The organism is Lactobacillus taiwanensis, assembly GCF_017894345.1.
GTDB classification, from domain to species: domain Bacteria; phylum Bacillota; class Bacilli; order Lactobacillales; family Lactobacillaceae; genus Lactobacillus; species Lactobacillus taiwanensis.
The window spans coordinates 838,757-857,347 of sequence record NZ_CP059276.1; the positions used below are offsets into that span (position 1 = coordinate 838,757).

Genomic DNA, 18,591 nt, shown 5'->3' on the forward strand with positions numbered 1-18,591 from the left:
TTATAAATTATTGTATAGAAAGGAAAATTATGAAACAACATTTTTCTACTAAAATTTGATATCTTTAACACAGAAGGTGAGAAAATGTTTAATAAAGAAGAAGCACTTAAGAAATTAAATTCTGAACAATATGAAGTTACACAGCATGCTGCGACAGAATATCCTTTTACTGGAAAGTATGATAAGTTTAATAAAAAAGGAATTTATGTTGATGTAGTATCTGGTGAACCGCTTTTTTCTAGTGAAGATAAGTATGATGCAGGTTGTGGCTGGCCTAGTTTTACTAAGCCAATTGAAAAATTAGTGTATCATCGAGATCAGTCCCACGGAATGGAGCGAACAGAAGTAAAAAGTCCAGTGGCTGATTCGCATCTTGGACATGTATTTACAGATGGTCCAAAAGATAAAGGTGGATTAAGATATTGTATAAATTCTGCTGCGTTAAAGTTCGTTCCTTATGATAAGCTAGAGAAGGAAGGTTATGGAGAATATCAAAAATTATTCAAAGGACGATAAGAATGAATTTTGAAGAAGAACTTTATAATTTAGATGTACCCGAAGAACATATTCCGAAATTATTAAAATTTGGTAAGATGAATCCAGATTTTTTAATTAGAGCTATTAAAGCAAAAGGAAATGCTAAAAAGTATAGTGTTGCTGAAACTCAAATGGAACCTAGTGACTTAATTAATAACCAGATTGCGTTTTTGGGTAGCTCAGTAACGTATGGAGCAGGTTCCTTAGGAGAATCATTTGTTGATTATCTAAGTAAGAAGGACAATGTTTGTGTCTTTAAAGATGCTGTTTCTGGAACGACATTAGTTGATAATGATGGTAATTCGTATGTTGGACGTTTAGGAAGACTACCAGTATTAGAGGAATTGACTGCTTTTGTTTTACAATTATCAACGAATGATGCTACTAAAGGACAGGAAAATTTAGGTGAAATTGTTAAAGATACGGATTATGATACTCAAACTGTAACTGGCGCAATTGAATATATTTTAAATTATGTAAAGAAAAATTGGAATTGTCCTGTTTTGATTTTTAGTAATCCCAAATTTGATTCGGAGCTCTATGGTCAAATGGTTGAAAGAGTTAAAGAACTACAAAACAAGTGGAACTTTGATTTTCTTGATTTATGGGATGAAGATTCTTTTGATTATGATGATAAAGACAGAGAACTTTATATGCTTGACCCAATTCATCCAACGCGTGCGGGCTATAAGCTAAGTTGGTTACCTGCAATTGAAAATGAATTACTGAAAATCAAAAATAGTAAGTAAAGATAAAGATTTTAAGCTAAATAGTGAATTAGTAGAAAACTGGTTCACTATTTTTTGATAAAGTATAAGTTAAGCAGAATGTGTTTTTCTTGATAGTGAAAAAATAGTGGAAATAATCCAGAATTATTAAAATTTAGAAAGAAGTGCTAATAAAATGAAAGTAGCTAAACCCCTTGATAACACTAAAGAATCGCAGTATGACACGGCTATCTTTGCTGGCGGATGTTTCTGGTGCATGGTGCAACCGTTTGACACATATCCTGGAATTATTAGTGTAGTATCTGGTTACACCGGTGGTCATGTCAAGAATCCAAGTTATGAGGAAGTTTGTACAGGTGCAACGGGGCATGTTGAAGCTGTAAAGATTACCTTTGATCCTAAAATTATTTCATATAAAAAACTTGTTGATATTTATTGGCAAGTAACTGATCCAACAGATGCAATGGGACAATTCCAAGATCGTGGTAATCAGTACCAACCGATTATTTTTTATAATTCTCCTGAGCAGAAGAAAATTGCAGAAGAATCTAAAAAGCAATTAGAACAATCACATAAGTTTGATCAACCAATTGTAACCAAAATTGAACCAGCGCACTCTTTTTATCCAGCGGAAGAATATCATCAAGATTTTTATAAAAAGAATCCTCTTCGTTATCAAATGGAAGAAGCAGGTGGAAGAGCACAATTTATAGAGAGACATTGGAAAAATAATAAATAGATAAAGCGAAGAATTTGCTTTCTTTTTTAGTAATGATTGTTAGAATAGATAATGCAAAAGATTATTTGATACAAAAAGGAAAATCAAGATGAGTCAATTAGAAAAGCTGTCTCGTAGACACTATCTAATTTCAAAATTATCTGCTGCATTCCTTTATGCTTTAGCGGTTGCGGTAGCCCTCAATTTCTTCTGGGGGCCAGGTAAAATTTACGCTTCAGGCATTACTGGTTTTGCTCAGATTATTCAATCAGTGTCTGAACGATTCATGCCATTTACTTTGTCGACATCAGTGATGTACTTTGTTTTGAACATCCCACTTTTTATTTTGGGATGGTGTAAAATAGGGCATCGCTTTACAATTTTTACAATTATTGCTGTTTTACTTGGGTCCATCATGATGCGAGCAATTGCACCAATTAAAATTACCTATGATCCAATCATCTGTGCTTTATTTGGTGGTGTAATTAATGGTGTCGGAACTGGAATTGCATTAAAGTCAGGAATTTCGACAGGCGGACTAGATGTTTTAGGTATTATCTTAAGAAAGAAAACTGGCAAAAGTTTTGGTCAAATTAATATTTTCTTTAATTTGATTATTGTTATCTGTGCTGGTTTCGTGTTTGGTTGGACACGGGCTTTGTATACTGCTTTGAACATTTTTGTTAACGGTAGAGTAATTGATGCTGTTTATACTCAACATCAGAAGATGCAAGTTTTTATTGTCACTGAACATCCTAAACATATTATTGAAGGTATTCAGCGTAAGATGCACCGTGGTATTACTATTTTTCATGATGTTGAAGGGGCCTATAGTCATACAGAAAAAACTGTTTTAATGACGATTATTGACCGCTATGATATGTTTGATATTTATAATATTGTTATTCAGTCTGATCCTTATGCATTTATGAGTGTAAGTGAAGTTGATAAAGTATATGGTCGCTTTAAGGAGCAGAAACCAGTCTAATAAACGAAAAGGCATAATCTACATAATTTTGTTTTGTAGATTATGCCTTTTTATAATGGAGACTTGACGCAAAAAAGTTACAATCCATTTCAAAATAGATTGTAACTTTAGCTTTATATCAATATTTTTTCTGATTATTTCAGTCTATTTAGCATAGTCATCAATGCCTAAGTGTTCCATAATTAAAGCCGCAGTTTCTTCGATTGACCGATGAGCAACATTAATTACATAACAACCAAGTTTTTTATAAAGCTTGTTAGCTGCATCAAGTTCTGCATTGATCGAATCCATATTAGAGTAAGTAGTATCAGGATTTAAACCATAAGCGATCATTCTTTGACGTCTGATTTCATTTAAGACAGATGGGTCATTGGTCAAACCAATAATCTTTTTAGGATCTACTTTGTAAATTTCATCTGGAATATGAGTTTGAGGAACAAGAGGTAGGTTAGCAACCTTTAAGTTCTTATTTGCTAGGAATAATGAAAGAGGAGTCTTAGAAGTTCTTGAAACTCCGAGTAAAACAACATCGGCTTCTAAGAATCCTTTAGGATCCTTACCATCATCATACATTACGGCAAATTCCATTGCAGAAATTCTATCAAAGTAATTTTGTCCCATGTGGTGTACAGCCCCAATTTCATGTTTAGGTTCTTCACCAGTTAGGGCATGAATATTTTCAATTACTCCAGAAAGTAAATCTACATATTTCATATTGTGTTCACGCGCAAATTTAATGACAGCTAATTGCTCATCTTCATGAATTAGTGTGAAGGCAATTAATACGTTTTCAAATTCAATAATTTCACTAAATACTTTTTCTAACTTCTCACGATTAGTAATAAAAGGATAGCGACGATAGTTAAATTTAACATCGGGATATTGAACTGCCCCAGCTTGAACCATGTTGAAAGCTGTATCACCTACAGAGTCAGAGATAATAATTAGGTTAACAATTTTTTGATTTTTCTTTTCTTCAGTCATATATCTTCACCTCATTATTTATCTAAATTATACCAAAATAAGTAAGAAAAATGTTAATCGACTATTGACCGATTTTTCTCGTTTAGCTATAATTTAACTATATTGTTGTGGCACATATTTGTGTGCCAAGAAATGGAAGGAGGGATCTCACATGGCTAAGACAATCGTTCACGAAAAGGAGTCTATTGATGATGCTCTTCGTCGTTTCAAACGTTCCGTTTCTAGAAGTGGTACCTTGCAAGAATACCGCAAGCGTGAATTCTACGAAAAACCAAGCGTTAAGAGAAAGTTAAAATCCGAAGCTGCTCGTAAGCGTAGACATTATTAATATAAAGAAAGCTCCTGGTAGAAATTCAATCTATCAAGAGCTTTTTTTGTATAAAAAGTTTAAAATAGATTATGTAAGTTTTGATTAAAGAGGAGAAAAAATAGATGTCATTAAATGATACTTTAATGCAAGATATGAAAACAGCTATGAAGGCTAAGGATAAGGAAGCATTAACTACCATCCGCTCTCTTAAGGCTGCTACGATGAATTATAAAATTAAAGTAGGACATGATTTAACTAATGATGATGAATTAACAGTTTTGTCGAGTGCTCTTAAGCAACGTAAAGAATCATTGGAAGAATTTACAAAAGCAGGCAGAGACGATTTGATTGATCAAACTAAAAAAGAAATGGAATTAATCGAAAAATATATGCCAAAACAAATGTCTGAGGAAGAACTTGAACAAACTGTTGAAGAAACCATCAAAGAAATTGGAGCAGGTTCTAAGAAAGACTTTGGTAAAGTTATGCAAGCTTTAATGCCAAAAATTAAGGGTAGAGCTGATGGTAAAGCAGCTTCTTCAATTGTTGGTAAAAAGCTTAACTGATAGCTTTTATTTAACGGAGGATAAATTTTAAGTGGGACAAACTATAGAAGCAACATTTACACCAACTAAACCAGAAATAATTATGAATTTAGTTGGAATTAACGATGCAAATTTGCGTTTAATTGAAGAATCTTATGATGTGCAAGTGACTGATACTGGTAGCGAAATTGAAGTAACCGGGGAAGAAAGCCTTGTTAAGAAAATTATGCAAATTTTTACTGCTTTAGATAAGGTTGTTACCCGTGGAGTTACTATTACCGCAACTGATGTTGTAAGTGCAATTAAAATGGCGGATAAAGGAACCTTAGAGTTCTTTGGAGAGTTGTATAATAAAATCCTTATTAGGGATGCTAAAGGACGCCCTGTTCGTGTTAAAAATATGGGACAAAAACGCTATATTGAAGCAATCCAAAAATATGATGTTGTTTTTGGGATTGGACCCGCTGGTACAGGAAAGACTTTCCTAGCGGTAGTTATGGCTATTGCTGCCTTTAAAAAGGGAGAAGTGTCACGAATTATCTTAACTAGACCAGCAGTTGAAGCGGGTGAATCGTTAGGTTTTCTTCCAGGAGACTTGAAAGAAAAAGTTGATCCATATTTACGTCCAATTTATGATTCTCTTTATGCAATTTTAGGAGTAGAGCCAACCAATCGTTTAATGGAACGTGGAGTGATTGAAGTAGCTCCCCTAGCATATATGCGCGGTAGAACTTTGGATGATGCGTTTGTAATTCTAGACGAAGCACAAAATACAACACAAGCACAAATGAAGATGTTTTTAACAAGATTAGGTTTTAATTCTAAAATGGTTGTCAATGGGGACCAAACTCAAATTGACTTACCAGGAAAAGCAAAGAGTGGGTTATTGCAAGCTGAGCATATTTTAAATAATATTGAGCAAGTAAAATTCATTAACTTTACTTTTAATGATGTAGTTCGTCATCCCGTTGTGGCCAAAATTGTTAGAGCATATGAAGAAGAGGGACATTAGTGAATAATTTAGACATTTCTTTTAATGATGAAGTTAATTTCTTAAAAGATAGCGATAAAGATTGGATTCCATGGATTAGCAAGCTGTTATTATCAGCAAAAAAAGAAATTCATAAAGAGAATGCTCAAGAAATGAGTATTAACTTTGTTTCTTCCGAAAAAATCCATGAAATTAATAAAAAGTATCGCAAAAAAGATCGTCCAACTGATGTAATTTCTTTTGCGATTGAAGATGGATTAGATGAAGGGTTTATGAGTGCTTTTAGTGATAACCCTGATTTTGTAGAAGATATTGGGGATTTATTTCTTTGCCCTGAAGTCATTAAAAGACATAGTGTAGAGTATGAAACTGGATTTAATCGGGAGTTTGGATATACACTAGTTCATGGATACCTTCATTTGAATGGTTATGATCATATTGAAGATGATGAAGCCAAGGTTATGTTTGGTATCCAAGGTAAAGTTTTACGTGAATATGGACTTCCGCTCCATCCTGATCAAGAAAATCATGGAAAGCAAATTCACTAAAACTTAAATAAAAAGGATGTAACAATGATGGATGAAAAAAAAGACTTTAAATCAGGTTTTGTGGCTTTAATTGGTCGACCTAATGTGGGTAAATCGACTCTCTTGAATTATTTAGTAGGTCAAAAAGTGGCAATTATGTCACCACAACCACAAACCACCAGAAATAAAATTTCAGGTATTTATACTGATGATCAGGAGCAAATAGTTTTTATTGATACTCCTGGGATTCATAAGCCAAAAAATAAATTAGATGATTTTATGGATAAGTCAAGTTACTCTGCTTTAGATGAAGTGGATGTAGTTTTATTTATGGTTGAACCTGAACCAGCGGGTAAGGGAGACCAATATATTGCTGAACTTCTTAAAAAAATTAAAAAGCCTGTATTTTTAGTGATAAATAAGATTGATAAAGTCCACCCAGATGAGTTATTATCTATTATAGATTCATATAAGAATCTAGGCGATTTTGCTGAAATTGTTCCAATTTCTGCTTCACAAGGAAATAATGTTTCCGAGTTGATTAAAACAATTGCTAAATATTTGCCAGAAGGTCCGCAATTTTATGATGCAGACCAATTGACTGACCGTCCAGAATATTTTATTGTAGCTGAATTAATTCGCGAGCAGGTTTTGAAGCTCACTCATGAAGAAGTTCCGCATGCAACGGCCGTGGTAGTTGACCGAATGCGGGATCATGAAGGTGGTAAGCTTCAAGTTGAGGCTACAATTTATGTTGAGCGTTCCGGTCAAAAGGGCATTATTATCGGCAAGAAAGGTCAAATGTTGAAGCAGATTGGAATTGCTGCACGTCAGGAAATTGAAGCTTTATTAGGTGAAAAGGTTAATTTGCGCCTATGGGTTAAGGTTCAAAAGAATTGGCGTTCTGATCCTGCCTTTCTTAAATCTATTGGCTACAACGCTAAGGAATTAAGATAGATGGCACGTGAACTTTGTGAGGTTCAAGGATTAATTTTTAAAAGAAAAAAGTATAAAGAAGCTGATGTTCTAACCAAGATCATGACTAAAGATCAGGGTATTTTTACAATAGATGTAAGAGGAGCACTGAGACCAAAGTCCAGATTAGGAGCTGCAACCCTTAACTTCTCTTATGGAAAGTATATTGTAAATACAAATTGGAAGGGAATCAGTACGCTGCGGACTTTCAAGGATGTAAAGCAGCTGGACCATTTATATTTAGATTTAACTAAGAATGCGTATTCGAGTTATGTTTTAGACTTGCTTGACCATGCTTTTGTTGAGTATAAAGATATTGGAAGTTTTTATGATTTGATTATGAAAGCGTTGCTGAAGATAAATTCTGGAGAAGATGCGGCAATTATTACCCAGATGGTGCAATTGAAGTTGCTTAATGCATATGGAGTAGCACCACAATTAGATCGTTGTTTAATTTGTGGTAAAGTACAAGGCGTGTTTGACTACTCGCTGGAATTAGGTGGAATTATTTGTAGTGATCACTTTAATAGTGTCAGTCAAAGGATGCATCTAGATCCTAAAGTAGTAGCCTTGATTCGTACTCTAGCTTTGGTTGATATTGATCGTTTAGGGAAAATAAAAATTAATCCGCAATTAAAAAAGGACTCTGGCAAAGTGATTGATCGGATGTATGTTAATTATCTGGATCTTAATTTAAAAACTAAAAAGTTTCTTGATGAATTGGCGCTTTTTTAGCTGTTGACTTTTTATATTCGTTTAAAGACTAGTAAGGTTTCTTACTAGTCTTTTTTTATAAAAGATGATAAAATAGATACGTATTTTGACAACTATAAAGGAACAGAAAAGTACCAATACAGCGAGTGTAGAATGGTGGAAGTGCATTTGGGAAAAGGCACCTTTTAGTCAAAGTTGTTAATTAAGGGCAGGAAGAATATTTTCCTGAATTAGGGTGGAACCGCGAAGTAAATCGTCCCTATGCAATTTTTGCATAGGCTTTTTTTATGCCTATGTTGTGAGGAGAGAGATAGATGTCAGAAAAACTGAATATCCAGGATATGATTTTTAAATTGGAACAGTTCTGGGCCTCTAAAGGTTGTATGATTATGCCTTCATATGATGAACAAAAAGGTGCCGGGACAATGAGTCCATATACATTTTTACGTGCTGTTGGACCAGAACCTTGGGCAGCTTGTTATGTCGAACCTTCAAGAAGACCTGCCGATGGTCGATATGGTGATAACCCTAATCGTTTATACCAGCACCACCAATTCCAAGTAGTTATTAAGCCTGCACCAAAGGACATTCAACAATACTATTTAGATAGTTTAAGAGTATTAGGTATTGAACCTCTTGAACATGATATTCGATTTGTTGAAGATAACTGGGCAAACCCATCTATGGGTTGTGCCGGTGTTGGTTGGGAAGTATGGCTTGATGGAATGGAAGTTTCTCAATTTACTTACTTCCAAGTAGTTGGAGAACTTGATGTTAAACCAACTATGAGTGAAATTACTTATGGTGTAGAACGTCTTGCTTCTTATATTCAAGATGTAAACTCAGTCTTTGATCTTGAATGGGGCGATGGAGTTAAGTATCGTGATATCTTCAAGCAACCAGAATATGAACATTCTAAGTATGCTTTTGAAGAAAGTGATCAAGAACAATTACTTAAGTTCTTTGATACTTATGAAGCAACTGCTAAACGCTTATTAAGCCAAAATCTAATTCATCCAGCTTACGATTACATTTTGAAGTGTAGTCATACTTTTAACTTGCTTGATGCACGTGGTGCAGTTTCTGTTACTGAAAGAGCAGGTTACTTATCAAGAATTAGAAACTTAGCTCACCTTGCTGCTAAGGGATTTGTTGAAGAACGTGAAAAACGTGGCTTCCCATTATTGAAACACCAAGAAGAAACTAAGAAAGCGGGGCAAAACAATGACTAAAGATTATTTATTTGAAATTGGCACCGAAGAAATGCCAGCTCACGTTGTTTCTAGAAGTGTTAAACAATTAGCTGATCGTACTAAAAAGTATTTAAAGGAAAATGGTTTGTCCTTTAAAGATATTAAGACTTATTCAACTCCACGTCGTTTAACGATTTTAGTTCAAGATTTAGCTGAAAAGCAAGACGATATTGATGAAGTAAAAAAGGGTCCAGCTAAGAAGATTGCCCAAGATAAAGATGGTAATTGGACAAAAGCTGCTCAAGGATTTGCCCGTGGTCAAGGGATGACTACTGATGATATTTATTTTGAAGAGCTTAAGGGCACTGAATATGCCTATGTTCATGTTCAAAAAGAAGGTAAAAAAGCTTCTGATATCTTAATGGGAATGAGCGATATTGTTAAAGCAATGACTTTCCCAACTAAGATGCGCTGGGGTAGCTACGACTTCGAATTTGTTCGTCCAATTCATTGGATGGTTTCTTTACTTGGTAGTGAAGTAGTGCCAGTTAAGTTACTAGATGTAGTAGCTGGTCGTAAAACTCAAGGTCATCGTTTCTTAGGTGACAGTGTTGTATTAGCTAACGCTGATGATTATGAGGAAGCATTAAAGAGCCAATACGTAATTGCTAATGCTGATGAACGTAAGGGTATGATTCTTAACCAAATCCAAGAACTCGTTGCTCAACATAACTGGAAAGTGAATATTGATAAGGGCTTACTTGAAGAAGTTACTAATTTGGTTGAATATCCAACTGTATTTGCTGGTTCTTTTGATGAAAAATACTTGAACATTCCTGATGAAGTATTAATTACTTCAATGAAAGATAATCAAAGATATTTTGAAGTCTATGATGAAAACGGCAAATTAATTAATCACTTCATTTCAGTTAGAAATGGAAATAGTGAGTACTTAGACAATGTCATCGCTGGTAATGAAAAAGTTCTTGTTGCTCGTTTAGATGATGCTCAATTCTTCTATGATGAAGATAAGAAGTACCCATTAGCTCACTTCGTTGATAAGCTTAAGAATGTATCTTTCCATGATAAGATTGGTTCAGTAGCTGAACATATGGCACGTGTTCAAATTATTGGTGATTACCTTGGTAAGAAGTTTAAGGTTTCAGATACTGAAATGAAGGACTTTGACCGAGTTAGTGATATCTACAAATTTGACCTTGTTACTTCAATGGTCGGTGAATTTGCTGAATTACAAGGTGTTATGGGAATGCACTATGCACGCTTAATTGGTGAAAATGAAAATGTTAGTGTAGCAATTAAAGAAAGTTATATGCCAACTAGTGCTGAAGGTGAATTACCAAGTACTACTGTAGGTTCTTTACTTTCAATTGCAGATAAACTTGATACAATCATTTCCTTCTTCGGTGCAGGTATGATTCCATCTTCATCTAATGACCCATATGCATTAAGAAGAAACGCATACGGAATTGTAAGAATTTTATTGACCGAAGGTTGGTCACTTCCTATTAAAGATGTTTTACCAGAATTGATTCAATTACTGTCAGGTAAGACCGCAGCTAAGTTACCTAAGAGTGCTGAAGCTGAAAATGAAATTTCCGACTTTATTCGTGATCGTGTAAAGCAACAATTACAAGTTGAAAAGTATGACTATGATGTAATTGACGCTGTTCTTGCATCTAGTCAACAAGATCCAATTCAAATTTTGGCTGCTGCTAAGACCTTGCAAATGCATCATGATGATGCTGACTTCAAGCCAGTAGTTGAAAGTTTGACTAGAATTACTAATATTTTGAAGAAAGCAAAATATAGAAATGCTAATGACATTGATGAAAGTCTTTTCCAAGATGTTAGTGAAGAAGAATTATATGCTGGTGTAAATGCATTAGAAGAAAATACTGATGTAAGTATTGCCGATCTTTACAAAGGCTTTGTAGAATTACAACCTGTAATTAATAATTACTTTGAAAGTAATATGATTCTTGATAAGGATGAAAAGGTAAAGAATAATCGTTTAGCTCAATTATTAAAGATTAATAACTTAGCTGATCGAATGGGTGACTTAAGTAAATTAGTAATTAAATAATAATTGATTGGGATGATCCATCGATGGCAGGACGTATTCCTGAACAATTTATCGATGAAGTTAGAAACTCTGTCGATATTGTGGATGTAATAAGTCAATATGTCTCTTTAGAAAAAAAAGGTAAAGATTATTTAGGCCTGTGCCCTTTCCATCAAGAAAAAACACCTTCCTTTACTGTTAATGAAGGAAAACAGTTTTTTAAATGCTTTGGATGTGGTAAAGGTGGAAACGTATTTAAATTCTTAATGTATCAGGATCATCTAACTTTTCCTGAAAGTGTAAGAAAAGTTGCTGAATTAGCCCATCTTCACATGCCAGACGGCTATGGCGAAAAAGTAAAGCCGCTTAGTCCGCTTAGAAAGATGTATCGACAGGCAACCGAATTTTATCAACATATTCTCTTAACAACTAAAGTTGGTGAAAGAGCACTTGAATATGCTCAAAAACGTGAATTAACTAATGACTTATTAGAGCATTTTAAGGTGGGATATGCACCTGATAACGATACAATTTTGTTAACCTATCTTCGCCAAGAAGGTTACACAGATGACGAACTGAGAGAGAGTGGCTTATTTGTAGAATCGCAGGACGGACAGTTATTTGATCGTTTTCGTGATCGATTAATGTTTCCTTTAGGGGATGAATCAGGTTATACAGTAGGATTTTCTGGTCGACGAATTAGTAATGATAAAACTATTGCTAAGTATATGAATAGTCCAGAAACTAAGATTTTTAATAAATCTAAATTGCTGTTTCACTTTGCTGAAGCAAAAAAAGCAGCAAGAAGCGAAAAACATTTAATTCTTTACGAAGGATACATGGATGTAATTGCTGCGTATAAGGCTGGAATTAAGTCGGGGGTTGCTTCGATGGGAACAAGTTTAACTACGGAGCAAGTCTATATGCTGAGACGGATCACTCCCAATATCTTAATTAACTATGATGGAGATCCGCCTGGCGTTCATGCTGCTGAACGAGCAACGAAATTATTCGGACAAGTGCAGGGATTTAATCTGGGAGTAATTGTTTTACCCGAAAATCTCGATCCAGATGAATATGTAAAGAAATATGGAGTAGAAAAATATCAAGCAGAGGTTGCCGGTGCGCTTAGTTCAATGGATTTTCTGCTTGAAAGACTAGCTAATCAATATAATTTACATAATGATCGAGAGAAGCTAGGATATATTACGGCTAGTGTACAAATGATTGCTGGCTTAAATGATCTAGTTGCAGCGGATTTGTATCTTGATAAATTAGCACGTCAAACAGGGGTTACTCGTGAATCATTGAAAGTGACTTTTGTGCGTGAAAGACGGAAGTTACAGCGTGCAAAGAATCATCAGCAAACTTATCAAACTACTGAATCATTTCCAATAGATCAGCCTAGTGAGTCTAAAGAAGAACAAGCAGGGACTGACCTTGAGACAAGAAATCCTACTCTTGATCGCTTGCTTTACTTGTTTATACATAGTGATGAAGCGCGAGATTACCTATTGAGTCAGCAATTCTTGTTTCCAGATGAACGTTATGCAAAATTAGCAGAATTTTGGTTAAAGTATCATCAAACTCATGAAGGAGCAGATGTTACTGGCTTCATTGATTTTATTCCTGAAGAACTTCAAGGTATAATTATTAATATGGAGATGATTTCAATGCCTCCTGATTATTCTAAGCGTGAATTAGATGATCAATTGCGGGCATTGGAAAAAAGTAAGATTGATCAGCAATTAAATGAGTTGCTTAATCAATTGAAGGATGCTCAAAGAAAACAAGATAATAGTTTAGAGCTTGAAATAGCGCAAAAAGTAATTGCGTTAAGAAGAAAGAAGTTTTAGAGGGGGCTTTTTTACATGGCAGAAAGTAAGACTACCAAAGAAACAACAATGACACTTGATAAAAAGGTCAAGGAAGTTGTTAAGGAAGTTAAAAAAGACAAACAAATTACTGAAAAAGAATTTACTGCTCAACTAATTAAGCCATATGATCTTCAAGGAAAAGCAGTAGATCAACTCGTTCAAGAATTTGAAGACAATGGAATTAGTATTGTTGATGAAAATGGTGAACCTTCAAAATTAGCTTTAAAGAAGCAAAAAGATGTTGAGAAGGCTGAATTAAAGGATATGTCAGCACCTTCAAGCGTAAGAATGAACGATCCAGTGCGGATGTACTTGAAGGAAATTGGACGTGTTTCCTTATTAAATGCTGATCAAGAAATTGCGTTAGCTAAGAGGATTGAATCTGGTGATGAAGAAGCTAAGCAAGAACTTGCTGAAGCTAACTTACGTTTAGTTGTTTCTATTGCTAAACGTTATGTTGGTCGAGGGATGTCCTTCCTTGATTTGATCCAAGAAGGTAATATGGGCTTAATGAAAGCCGTTGACAAGTTCGATTATCGTCTAGGATTTAAGTTCTCAACTTATGCAACTTGGTGGATTAGACAAGCAATTACGCGTGCAATTGCTGACCAAGCTAGAACTATCCGTATTCCAGTACATATGGTTGAAACAATCAATAAGTTAATCAGAATTCAAAGACAACTTTTACAAGATTTAGGTAGAGAACCAACTCCAGAAGAAATTGGTGCCGAAATGGACATGCCAACTGATAAGGTTCGTGAAATTTTGAAGATTGCTCAAGAACCTGTTTCTCTTGAAACGCCAATTGGTGAAGAGGATGATTCTCACTTAGGAGACTTTATCGAAGATAAGGATGCAACTAGTCCTGAACAACATGCTTCATATGAATTGTTAAAAGAACAACTTGAAGAAGTACTTGATACTTTAACGGATCGTGAAGAGAATGTTTTACGTTTGCGTTTTGGTCTTGATGATGGACGTACTCGTACTTTAGAAGAAGTTGGTAAAGTATTTGGAGTAACTCGTGAACGTATCAGACAGATTGAAGCTAAGGCTTTGCGTAAGTTACGTCACCCAAGTCGTTCAAACCAATTGAAAGATTTCTTAGACTAGTATTAATGCCATTAAGTTAAGACATTGATACATTGAAATATAAACTTTTTAAGAATCGAATCGTGGGGATTCAGTTCTTTAGGCTACTTGTCAAGCAACCTAAATAAGAGGTACAGCATAACATGCTGTACCTCTTATTTTTTTGCTTTTTTTTAAAAAAAGCAGAAACCATGAAAGAAACACGTAATTTCTAACTTTTAAGTTTTAGATAGACTATTTTGTTTGTTTTATAGATGGAAGCGATGGTAGTTAAATAGAATGTTATAAAATATACGATCAATTTTCATATAGAGCATTGACAAAAGCAAAGATGGGGGGGGTAGAATAGGCTCGTATCAACCTTTAAATAGGTAGATTCAGTTATTTAATACGATGGAGGACGTAGTAATGAAGAACAAAGACAAACTATTGTATGTATCTGCAGCTGTGCTAGCTGCTGGATCTGTAGCCGGTGTTAAGACTACAAATGTTAAGGCTGCTGAAGTGAAGCAAGCTAATGTTAATAGCAAGCTAGACTTAAATAACGCAACGCAAGAAAAACAAGCTGTTGCTCAAGATAAGACTGCACAAGGTCAAATTAAGCAAGATACTGATACTGTTCAAAAGACGCAAGATCAATTAAAACAAGATCAAGCAGCTAAGACTCAAGCAGAATCAGCTAAAACTGAAGCTCAAAATACTTTGCCAGCTAAAGAAAATGCAGTTTCAAACGCTCAAACTAAGTTAGACAATGCTAAACAAGAATTGACTCAAACTGAAGCTCAAAATAAGGATTTGCACGCTCAATATGATACTACTACTGAAAATGCGGTACATACTGCTCAAGACGCTGAAAAGAAGTTAGATCAAAAAGTTAATGACTTAAGTGGTCAAGTTCAAGATACGCAAAATAAGCAAACTGATTTGCTTGGTCAAAGAACTAACGCTGAAAGCGAAATCAAGACCAATACTGAAACATTGAATAATGTTAATGAGCAATTAAATAAGGCTCAAGCTGATTCAGCTCAAGCTCAAAAGCATTTTGATAATGTACAAAAGGATTATGCACCTATTCAAAATGAATATAATGCTAAGAAGTCAGCAGCTGACAAAGCAGCTCAGGATTTAAAGCAAAATGAAACTAATTTAGCTCAAAGTCAAAAGCAATTAGCTGACTTACAAACTAAGACTGATCTTAATCAAAGTCAAGCTAAGTTAAATGATATACAAAAGCAAAACAGCGATGTAAATGGCAAATTAACTAGTGCTATCGCTAAACGTGATCAAGCAAAGAGTGCATTAGATTCACAAAGTGAAAACCAAACTAAGATTGTTATCACGCCTGAATTCAATAAAGCATTTCATAAGTGGAATGATAATCATGATCCAAATTATGTACAATGGACCCCTGAAAAAGATGCTGAAATGGTCAAAGAATTAGGTGATTTATCAAAGCAAGAACGAGCAATGAATCACTTCGAGCATAATGCAAAAGATAAAGAACACAAAATTGACATGATGCATTTAACATATGAGGAACGCTTAGACGCTAATAAATTTGGCATTAATTTAGTTAACCAAATTCGTACCCAAATGGGTAAACAGCCTGTGAAGTTAACTGTAGGATCATTAAAATATGCTAATGACGTAGCTAAGTATTATGAAGCAGATCATCCAGCCGATAGTTTTGCTAACGGTAATGTTGATGGAAGCCACCCAGGTCATGATACAAAAGCAATTAATAAAGCATTAGTTGAAAATGGCGTAAAACCCGGTATGGGGGGGGAAGCCGGCCACTATGGTACCTATTATGACAGTGATCTTGATGGCCGTTTTGGATCATTTAGCATTAAAAACATGGATGATTTAAAGCAAAATATATATAATGCTGTCACCAAATGGATGTTTAATTATGAACAAGGCGAATGGGAACATGCATCCATTGTTACAAGTATGAGTCTGTGGGATAACACAAATTATAAAAATCATAATGAAGAAGACCCAACATATTTTGGCTTTGCTATCATGGCAAATGCACCTCATGAAGAATTAGGTGGAATTAGTGGAGATCTTGGAATCAATTTGGAAACTATTATCGATAATACAATTCCTGGAAATCCATTATCACACCCAATTGACTATAACAAGTTCAATGTCAAAGATGTAATTCCTACTGATAATTCAGATAGCTCTCAAGCTGGACAAGTTTATGCAGTCGCTCAAAATGAAGTAAATGCTTTGCAAGGTCAAAAGACTGATTTAGATAATCAAATCAAGTCATTGAATGATCATATTGCTCAATCACAAACTAGAGTAAATGATTTAACAAAAACTATTACTGATTTATCTGTTAAATTAGCAAATGCTAAGACTGAACAAGGTACTGTTCAAGGTCAAATTGGTCAAGTGTCTAAGCATGTTGACGCTTTGAAGGCTGCACAACCAGCATTAATTCAAGCAAGAGATAACACTATTAATGCGTTAGCTGATTATGAACAAACACATGCTACTGTACTTAACGACTACAACAATGCTAAGTCACAATTAGATCAAGCTAACAATTAAGCTTCAATCAGCTACTAAGGCTAAAGATGAAGCCGAGAAAGTTCTCAACCAAAACAAAGCTAAATTAGCTAATATCAATCAAGAATTAGATGCTGTTAAAGCACAATTAGCTGACTTAACAACTAAGCTATCAGACGCTAAGTCCTCCCAAACAAGCGCTAAAGCTAACTTAGAAAAGGCACAAGCTGATTACGATAACTACGTAAACACTCATAAAGACTTGATTGATAGTATTGCTAAGTCTGATAAAGAATTGGCTGATAAGGAAGAAGCAGTCCGTGTTGCTCAAGCAGATTACGACAAGGCTAGTCAAGAATACGAAGCTGCTAAGAAGGAAGCTGACAAGTTAGCAAACAAGGTTAAAGATTTAGACCAATCAATTGCTAAGTCACAAGAGACTATCAAGTCACTTAATAACAGAATTGCTTCAAATACTCAAATTATCGAAAACAACAAGCAAGTTCACGCAAAAGCTGCTAAATTAGCTGCACGTAAAGCCTTTGATGCTCAAATCAATAAGGCTTTAGACAATGTTGTTTATGGCACTAAGACAATTAGTCAACACACTGCTAAAGCAGCTACTGTAAAACCTGCTGTTTCAACTAAGAATACTAAACATGCATTACCACAAACAGGCGCAAATGATAAATTAAGTTTATTTGCAGCACTTGCAGGTTTATCATTAAGTTCAATCGGTTTAGGTTCATTAATTTCAGATAAGAAGAGAAGACGTAATTAGTATGTACGATTGTTTTAGAAACGCGAAAACAAAGAAAGGCAAATTCTTCGCATTTATTTGGTGCACGGTTAAGTTGTTGTGTGTCATTGCTTTTTGGTTAGTTGCTGGTTTATTCGTTATGATTTGTGGAATTCTTTTTGATGATTCTGGCTCTGAATTTAAACCAAAAAAGGAAAAAGTAAAAACAATCATAAGATATGTGCCAATTAAACGCAATTATCGTTGGTAAACAATCTAATTATTTCTTTTCTTATAAGAGAGGTCATTAAATAATATGAGTAAAAGATTTTATGCAACTGTTGATGCAAATACAGGTGAAACCAATATATATTCTGGTGATTGGAATACTGAAGTAAAATCTAAAATTCAAGGGAAAACTAGTCTTATTTATAAGGGCTTTAATACAGAAAATGAAGCCAAAGACTTTATTAATCAAGGCTATGTTGAAAAGAACGACGTTGATCCAAACGATAACGAAGCAGTTAATAAGGAAATAGAAAATCGTATTTCTTCCTTAACTGATGATGAGGCTATCATTGCAACAGATGGTAGTTACATGGAAGATATCAATAAAGATATCGCTGGCGCTGGCTGGATTGAGATTTCTAAGGATCATAAAGAACCTAAAAATGACACTTGTGATCCTAAGGGGATGAGAAATGTTGCAGGTGAAATTAAAGCTATTGAAGAGGGTATCAAGTGGGCACGCAGTAAAGGCTTTAAACGTTTAGACATCTACTTTGATTATGCAGGCCTAGTTGGCTGGGCTTATGGCTACAACATTGATGGAAATAGATCCCAAGATTCCAAAGCTGTTGAGAAAAAGGACGTTAAGACGAGCTATTATAATCTAATTAAAGAAACAAGTAAGTATATGAAACTTGTCTTTCATAAAGTATCTGCTCATACTAACGTTAAATATAACGAAGAGGCAGACCACTTAGCAAAAGATGCTGTAGAAAACTATGGCAAATAGTATTAAATAACTAATCTAATAAATAACTTTTTATTTTCATTAATATTTA

19 protein-coding genes are annotated in these 18,591 nt (G+C 34.6%); 18 read left to right on the forward strand and 1 reads right to left on the reverse strand.

From position 1 onward, the window contains the following. Positions 1–84: 84 nt before the first annotated feature. The 4 genes from msrB (at position 85) to H1A07_RS03995 (ending at position 2,971) form a co-directional block, all read left to right on the forward strand. A complete protein-coding gene (msrB, locus tag H1A07_RS03980; RefSeq protein WP_057719100.1) occupies positions 85–516 on the forward strand; it encodes a peptide-methionine (R)-S-oxide reductase MsrB in 432 nt (143 codons plus the stop codon). A gap of 2 nt (positions 517–518) precedes the next feature. Beyond that, entirely contained in the window at positions 519–1,286 is a 768-nt protein-coding gene (locus H1A07_RS03985) for an SGNH/GDSL hydrolase family protein (RefSeq protein ID WP_210145406.1), read from the forward strand. A gap of 154 nt (positions 1,287–1,440) precedes the next feature. Beyond that, positions 1,441–2,004, forward strand: coding sequence for a peptide-methionine (S)-S-oxide reductase MsrA (gene msrA / locus H1A07_RS03990; protein ID WP_210145407.1), 564 nt, complete (start codon positions 1,441–1,443; stop codon positions 2,002–2,004). An 88-nt stretch (positions 2,005–2,092) separates the two neighbouring features. Further along, positions 2,093–2,971 (forward strand): YitT family protein, encoded by an 879-nt coding sequence (locus tag H1A07_RS03995; protein ID WP_057719103.1) that lies wholly within the window; start codon positions 2,093–2,095, stop codon positions 2,969–2,971. Positions 2,972–3,115: 144 nt separating this feature from the next. Here H1A07_RS03995 and H1A07_RS04000 read toward each other — a convergent pair whose 3' ends face one another. After that, entirely contained in the window at positions 3,116–3,955 is an 840-nt protein-coding gene (locus H1A07_RS04000) for a pyruvate, water dikinase regulatory protein (protein WP_210145408.1), read from the reverse strand. Between the two features lie 151 nt (positions 3,956–4,106). Between H1A07_RS04000 and rpsU the strand changes: the two genes are divergently transcribed. The 14 genes from rpsU (at position 4,107) to H1A07_RS04070 (ending at position 18,542) form a co-directional block, all read left to right on the forward strand. Continuing rightward, on the forward strand, positions 4,107–4,283 hold the full coding sequence (rpsU, locus tag H1A07_RS04005; RefSeq protein WP_210145409.1) for a 30S ribosomal protein S21: 177 nt from the start codon (positions 4,107–4,109) through the stop codon (positions 4,281–4,283). A gap of 104 nt (positions 4,284–4,387) precedes the next feature. After that, positions 4,388–4,831 (forward strand): GatB/YqeY domain-containing protein, encoded by a 444-nt coding sequence (locus H1A07_RS04010; protein WP_057719105.1) that lies wholly within the window; start codon positions 4,388–4,390, stop codon positions 4,829–4,831. An 82-nt stretch (positions 4,832–4,913) separates the two neighbouring features. After that, positions 4,914–5,822: a PhoH family protein gene (locus H1A07_RS04015; RefSeq protein WP_153939140.1), complete on the forward strand. Its 909-nt coding sequence runs from the start codon at positions 4,914–4,916 to the stop codon at positions 5,820–5,822. Beyond that, positions 5,822–6,349, forward strand: coding sequence for an rRNA maturation RNase YbeY (ybeY, locus tag H1A07_RS04020; RefSeq protein ID WP_210145411.1), 528 nt, complete (start codon positions 5,822–5,824; stop codon positions 6,347–6,349). Before H1A07_RS04015 ends, ybeY begins: the two co-directional genes overlap by 1 nt. Positions 6,350–6,373: 24 nt before the next feature. Then, the gene (era, locus tag H1A07_RS04025) at positions 6,374–7,285 is read left to right on the forward strand and encodes a GTPase Era (RefSeq protein WP_210145412.1); all 912 of its coding nucleotides are present in this window, start codon (positions 6,374–6,376) and stop codon (positions 7,283–7,285) included. Then, the gene (recO, locus tag H1A07_RS04030) at positions 7,286–8,038 is read left to right on the forward strand and encodes a DNA repair protein RecO (protein ID WP_094496701.1); all 753 of its coding nucleotides are present in this window, start codon (positions 7,286–7,288) and stop codon (positions 8,036–8,038) included. Between the two features lie 293 nt (positions 8,039–8,331). Then, a complete protein-coding gene (gene glyQ / locus H1A07_RS04035; RefSeq protein ID WP_210145413.1) occupies positions 8,332–9,249 on the forward strand; it encodes a glycine--tRNA ligase subunit alpha in 918 nt (305 codons plus the stop codon). Continuing rightward, a complete protein-coding gene (gene glyS, locus H1A07_RS04040) occupies positions 9,242–11,314 on the forward strand; it encodes a glycine--tRNA ligase subunit beta (RefSeq protein ID WP_210145414.1) in 2,073 nt (690 codons plus the stop codon). Before glyQ ends, glyS begins: the two co-directional genes overlap by 8 nt. 23 nt (positions 11,315–11,337) lie before the next feature. Then, a complete protein-coding gene (gene dnaG, locus H1A07_RS04045; protein WP_210145415.1) occupies positions 11,338–13,149 on the forward strand; it encodes a DNA primase in 1,812 nt (603 codons plus the stop codon). Positions 13,150–13,164: 15 nt separating this feature from the next. Beyond that, positions 13,165–14,283: an RNA polymerase sigma factor RpoD gene (rpoD, locus tag H1A07_RS04050; RefSeq protein WP_004897200.1), complete on the forward strand. Its 1,119-nt coding sequence runs from the start codon at positions 13,165–13,167 to the stop codon at positions 14,281–14,283. 387 nt (positions 14,284–14,670) lie between these two features. Next, entirely contained in the window at positions 14,671–16,827 is a 2,157-nt protein-coding gene (locus H1A07_RS10135) for an SEC10/PgrA surface exclusion domain-containing protein (protein ID WP_244974171.1), read from the forward strand. 220 nt (positions 16,828–17,047) lie between these two features. After that, complete coding sequence (locus tag H1A07_RS10140) at positions 17,048–17,566, forward strand: LPXTG cell wall anchor domain-containing protein (RefSeq protein WP_244974172.1); 519 nt, start codon at positions 17,048–17,050, stop codon at positions 17,564–17,566. A 1-nt stretch (position 17,567) separates the two neighbouring features. Beyond that, on the forward strand, positions 17,568–17,795 hold the full coding sequence (locus tag H1A07_RS04065; RefSeq protein ID WP_210145416.1) for a hypothetical protein: 228 nt from the start codon (positions 17,568–17,570) through the stop codon (positions 17,793–17,795). Positions 17,796–17,840: 45 nt separating this feature from the next. Next, on the forward strand, positions 17,841–18,542 hold the full coding sequence (locus H1A07_RS04070) for a ribonuclease H1 domain-containing protein (protein WP_210145417.1): 702 nt from the start codon (positions 17,841–17,843) through the stop codon (positions 18,540–18,542). Positions 18,543–18,591 lie beyond the last annotated feature (49 nt).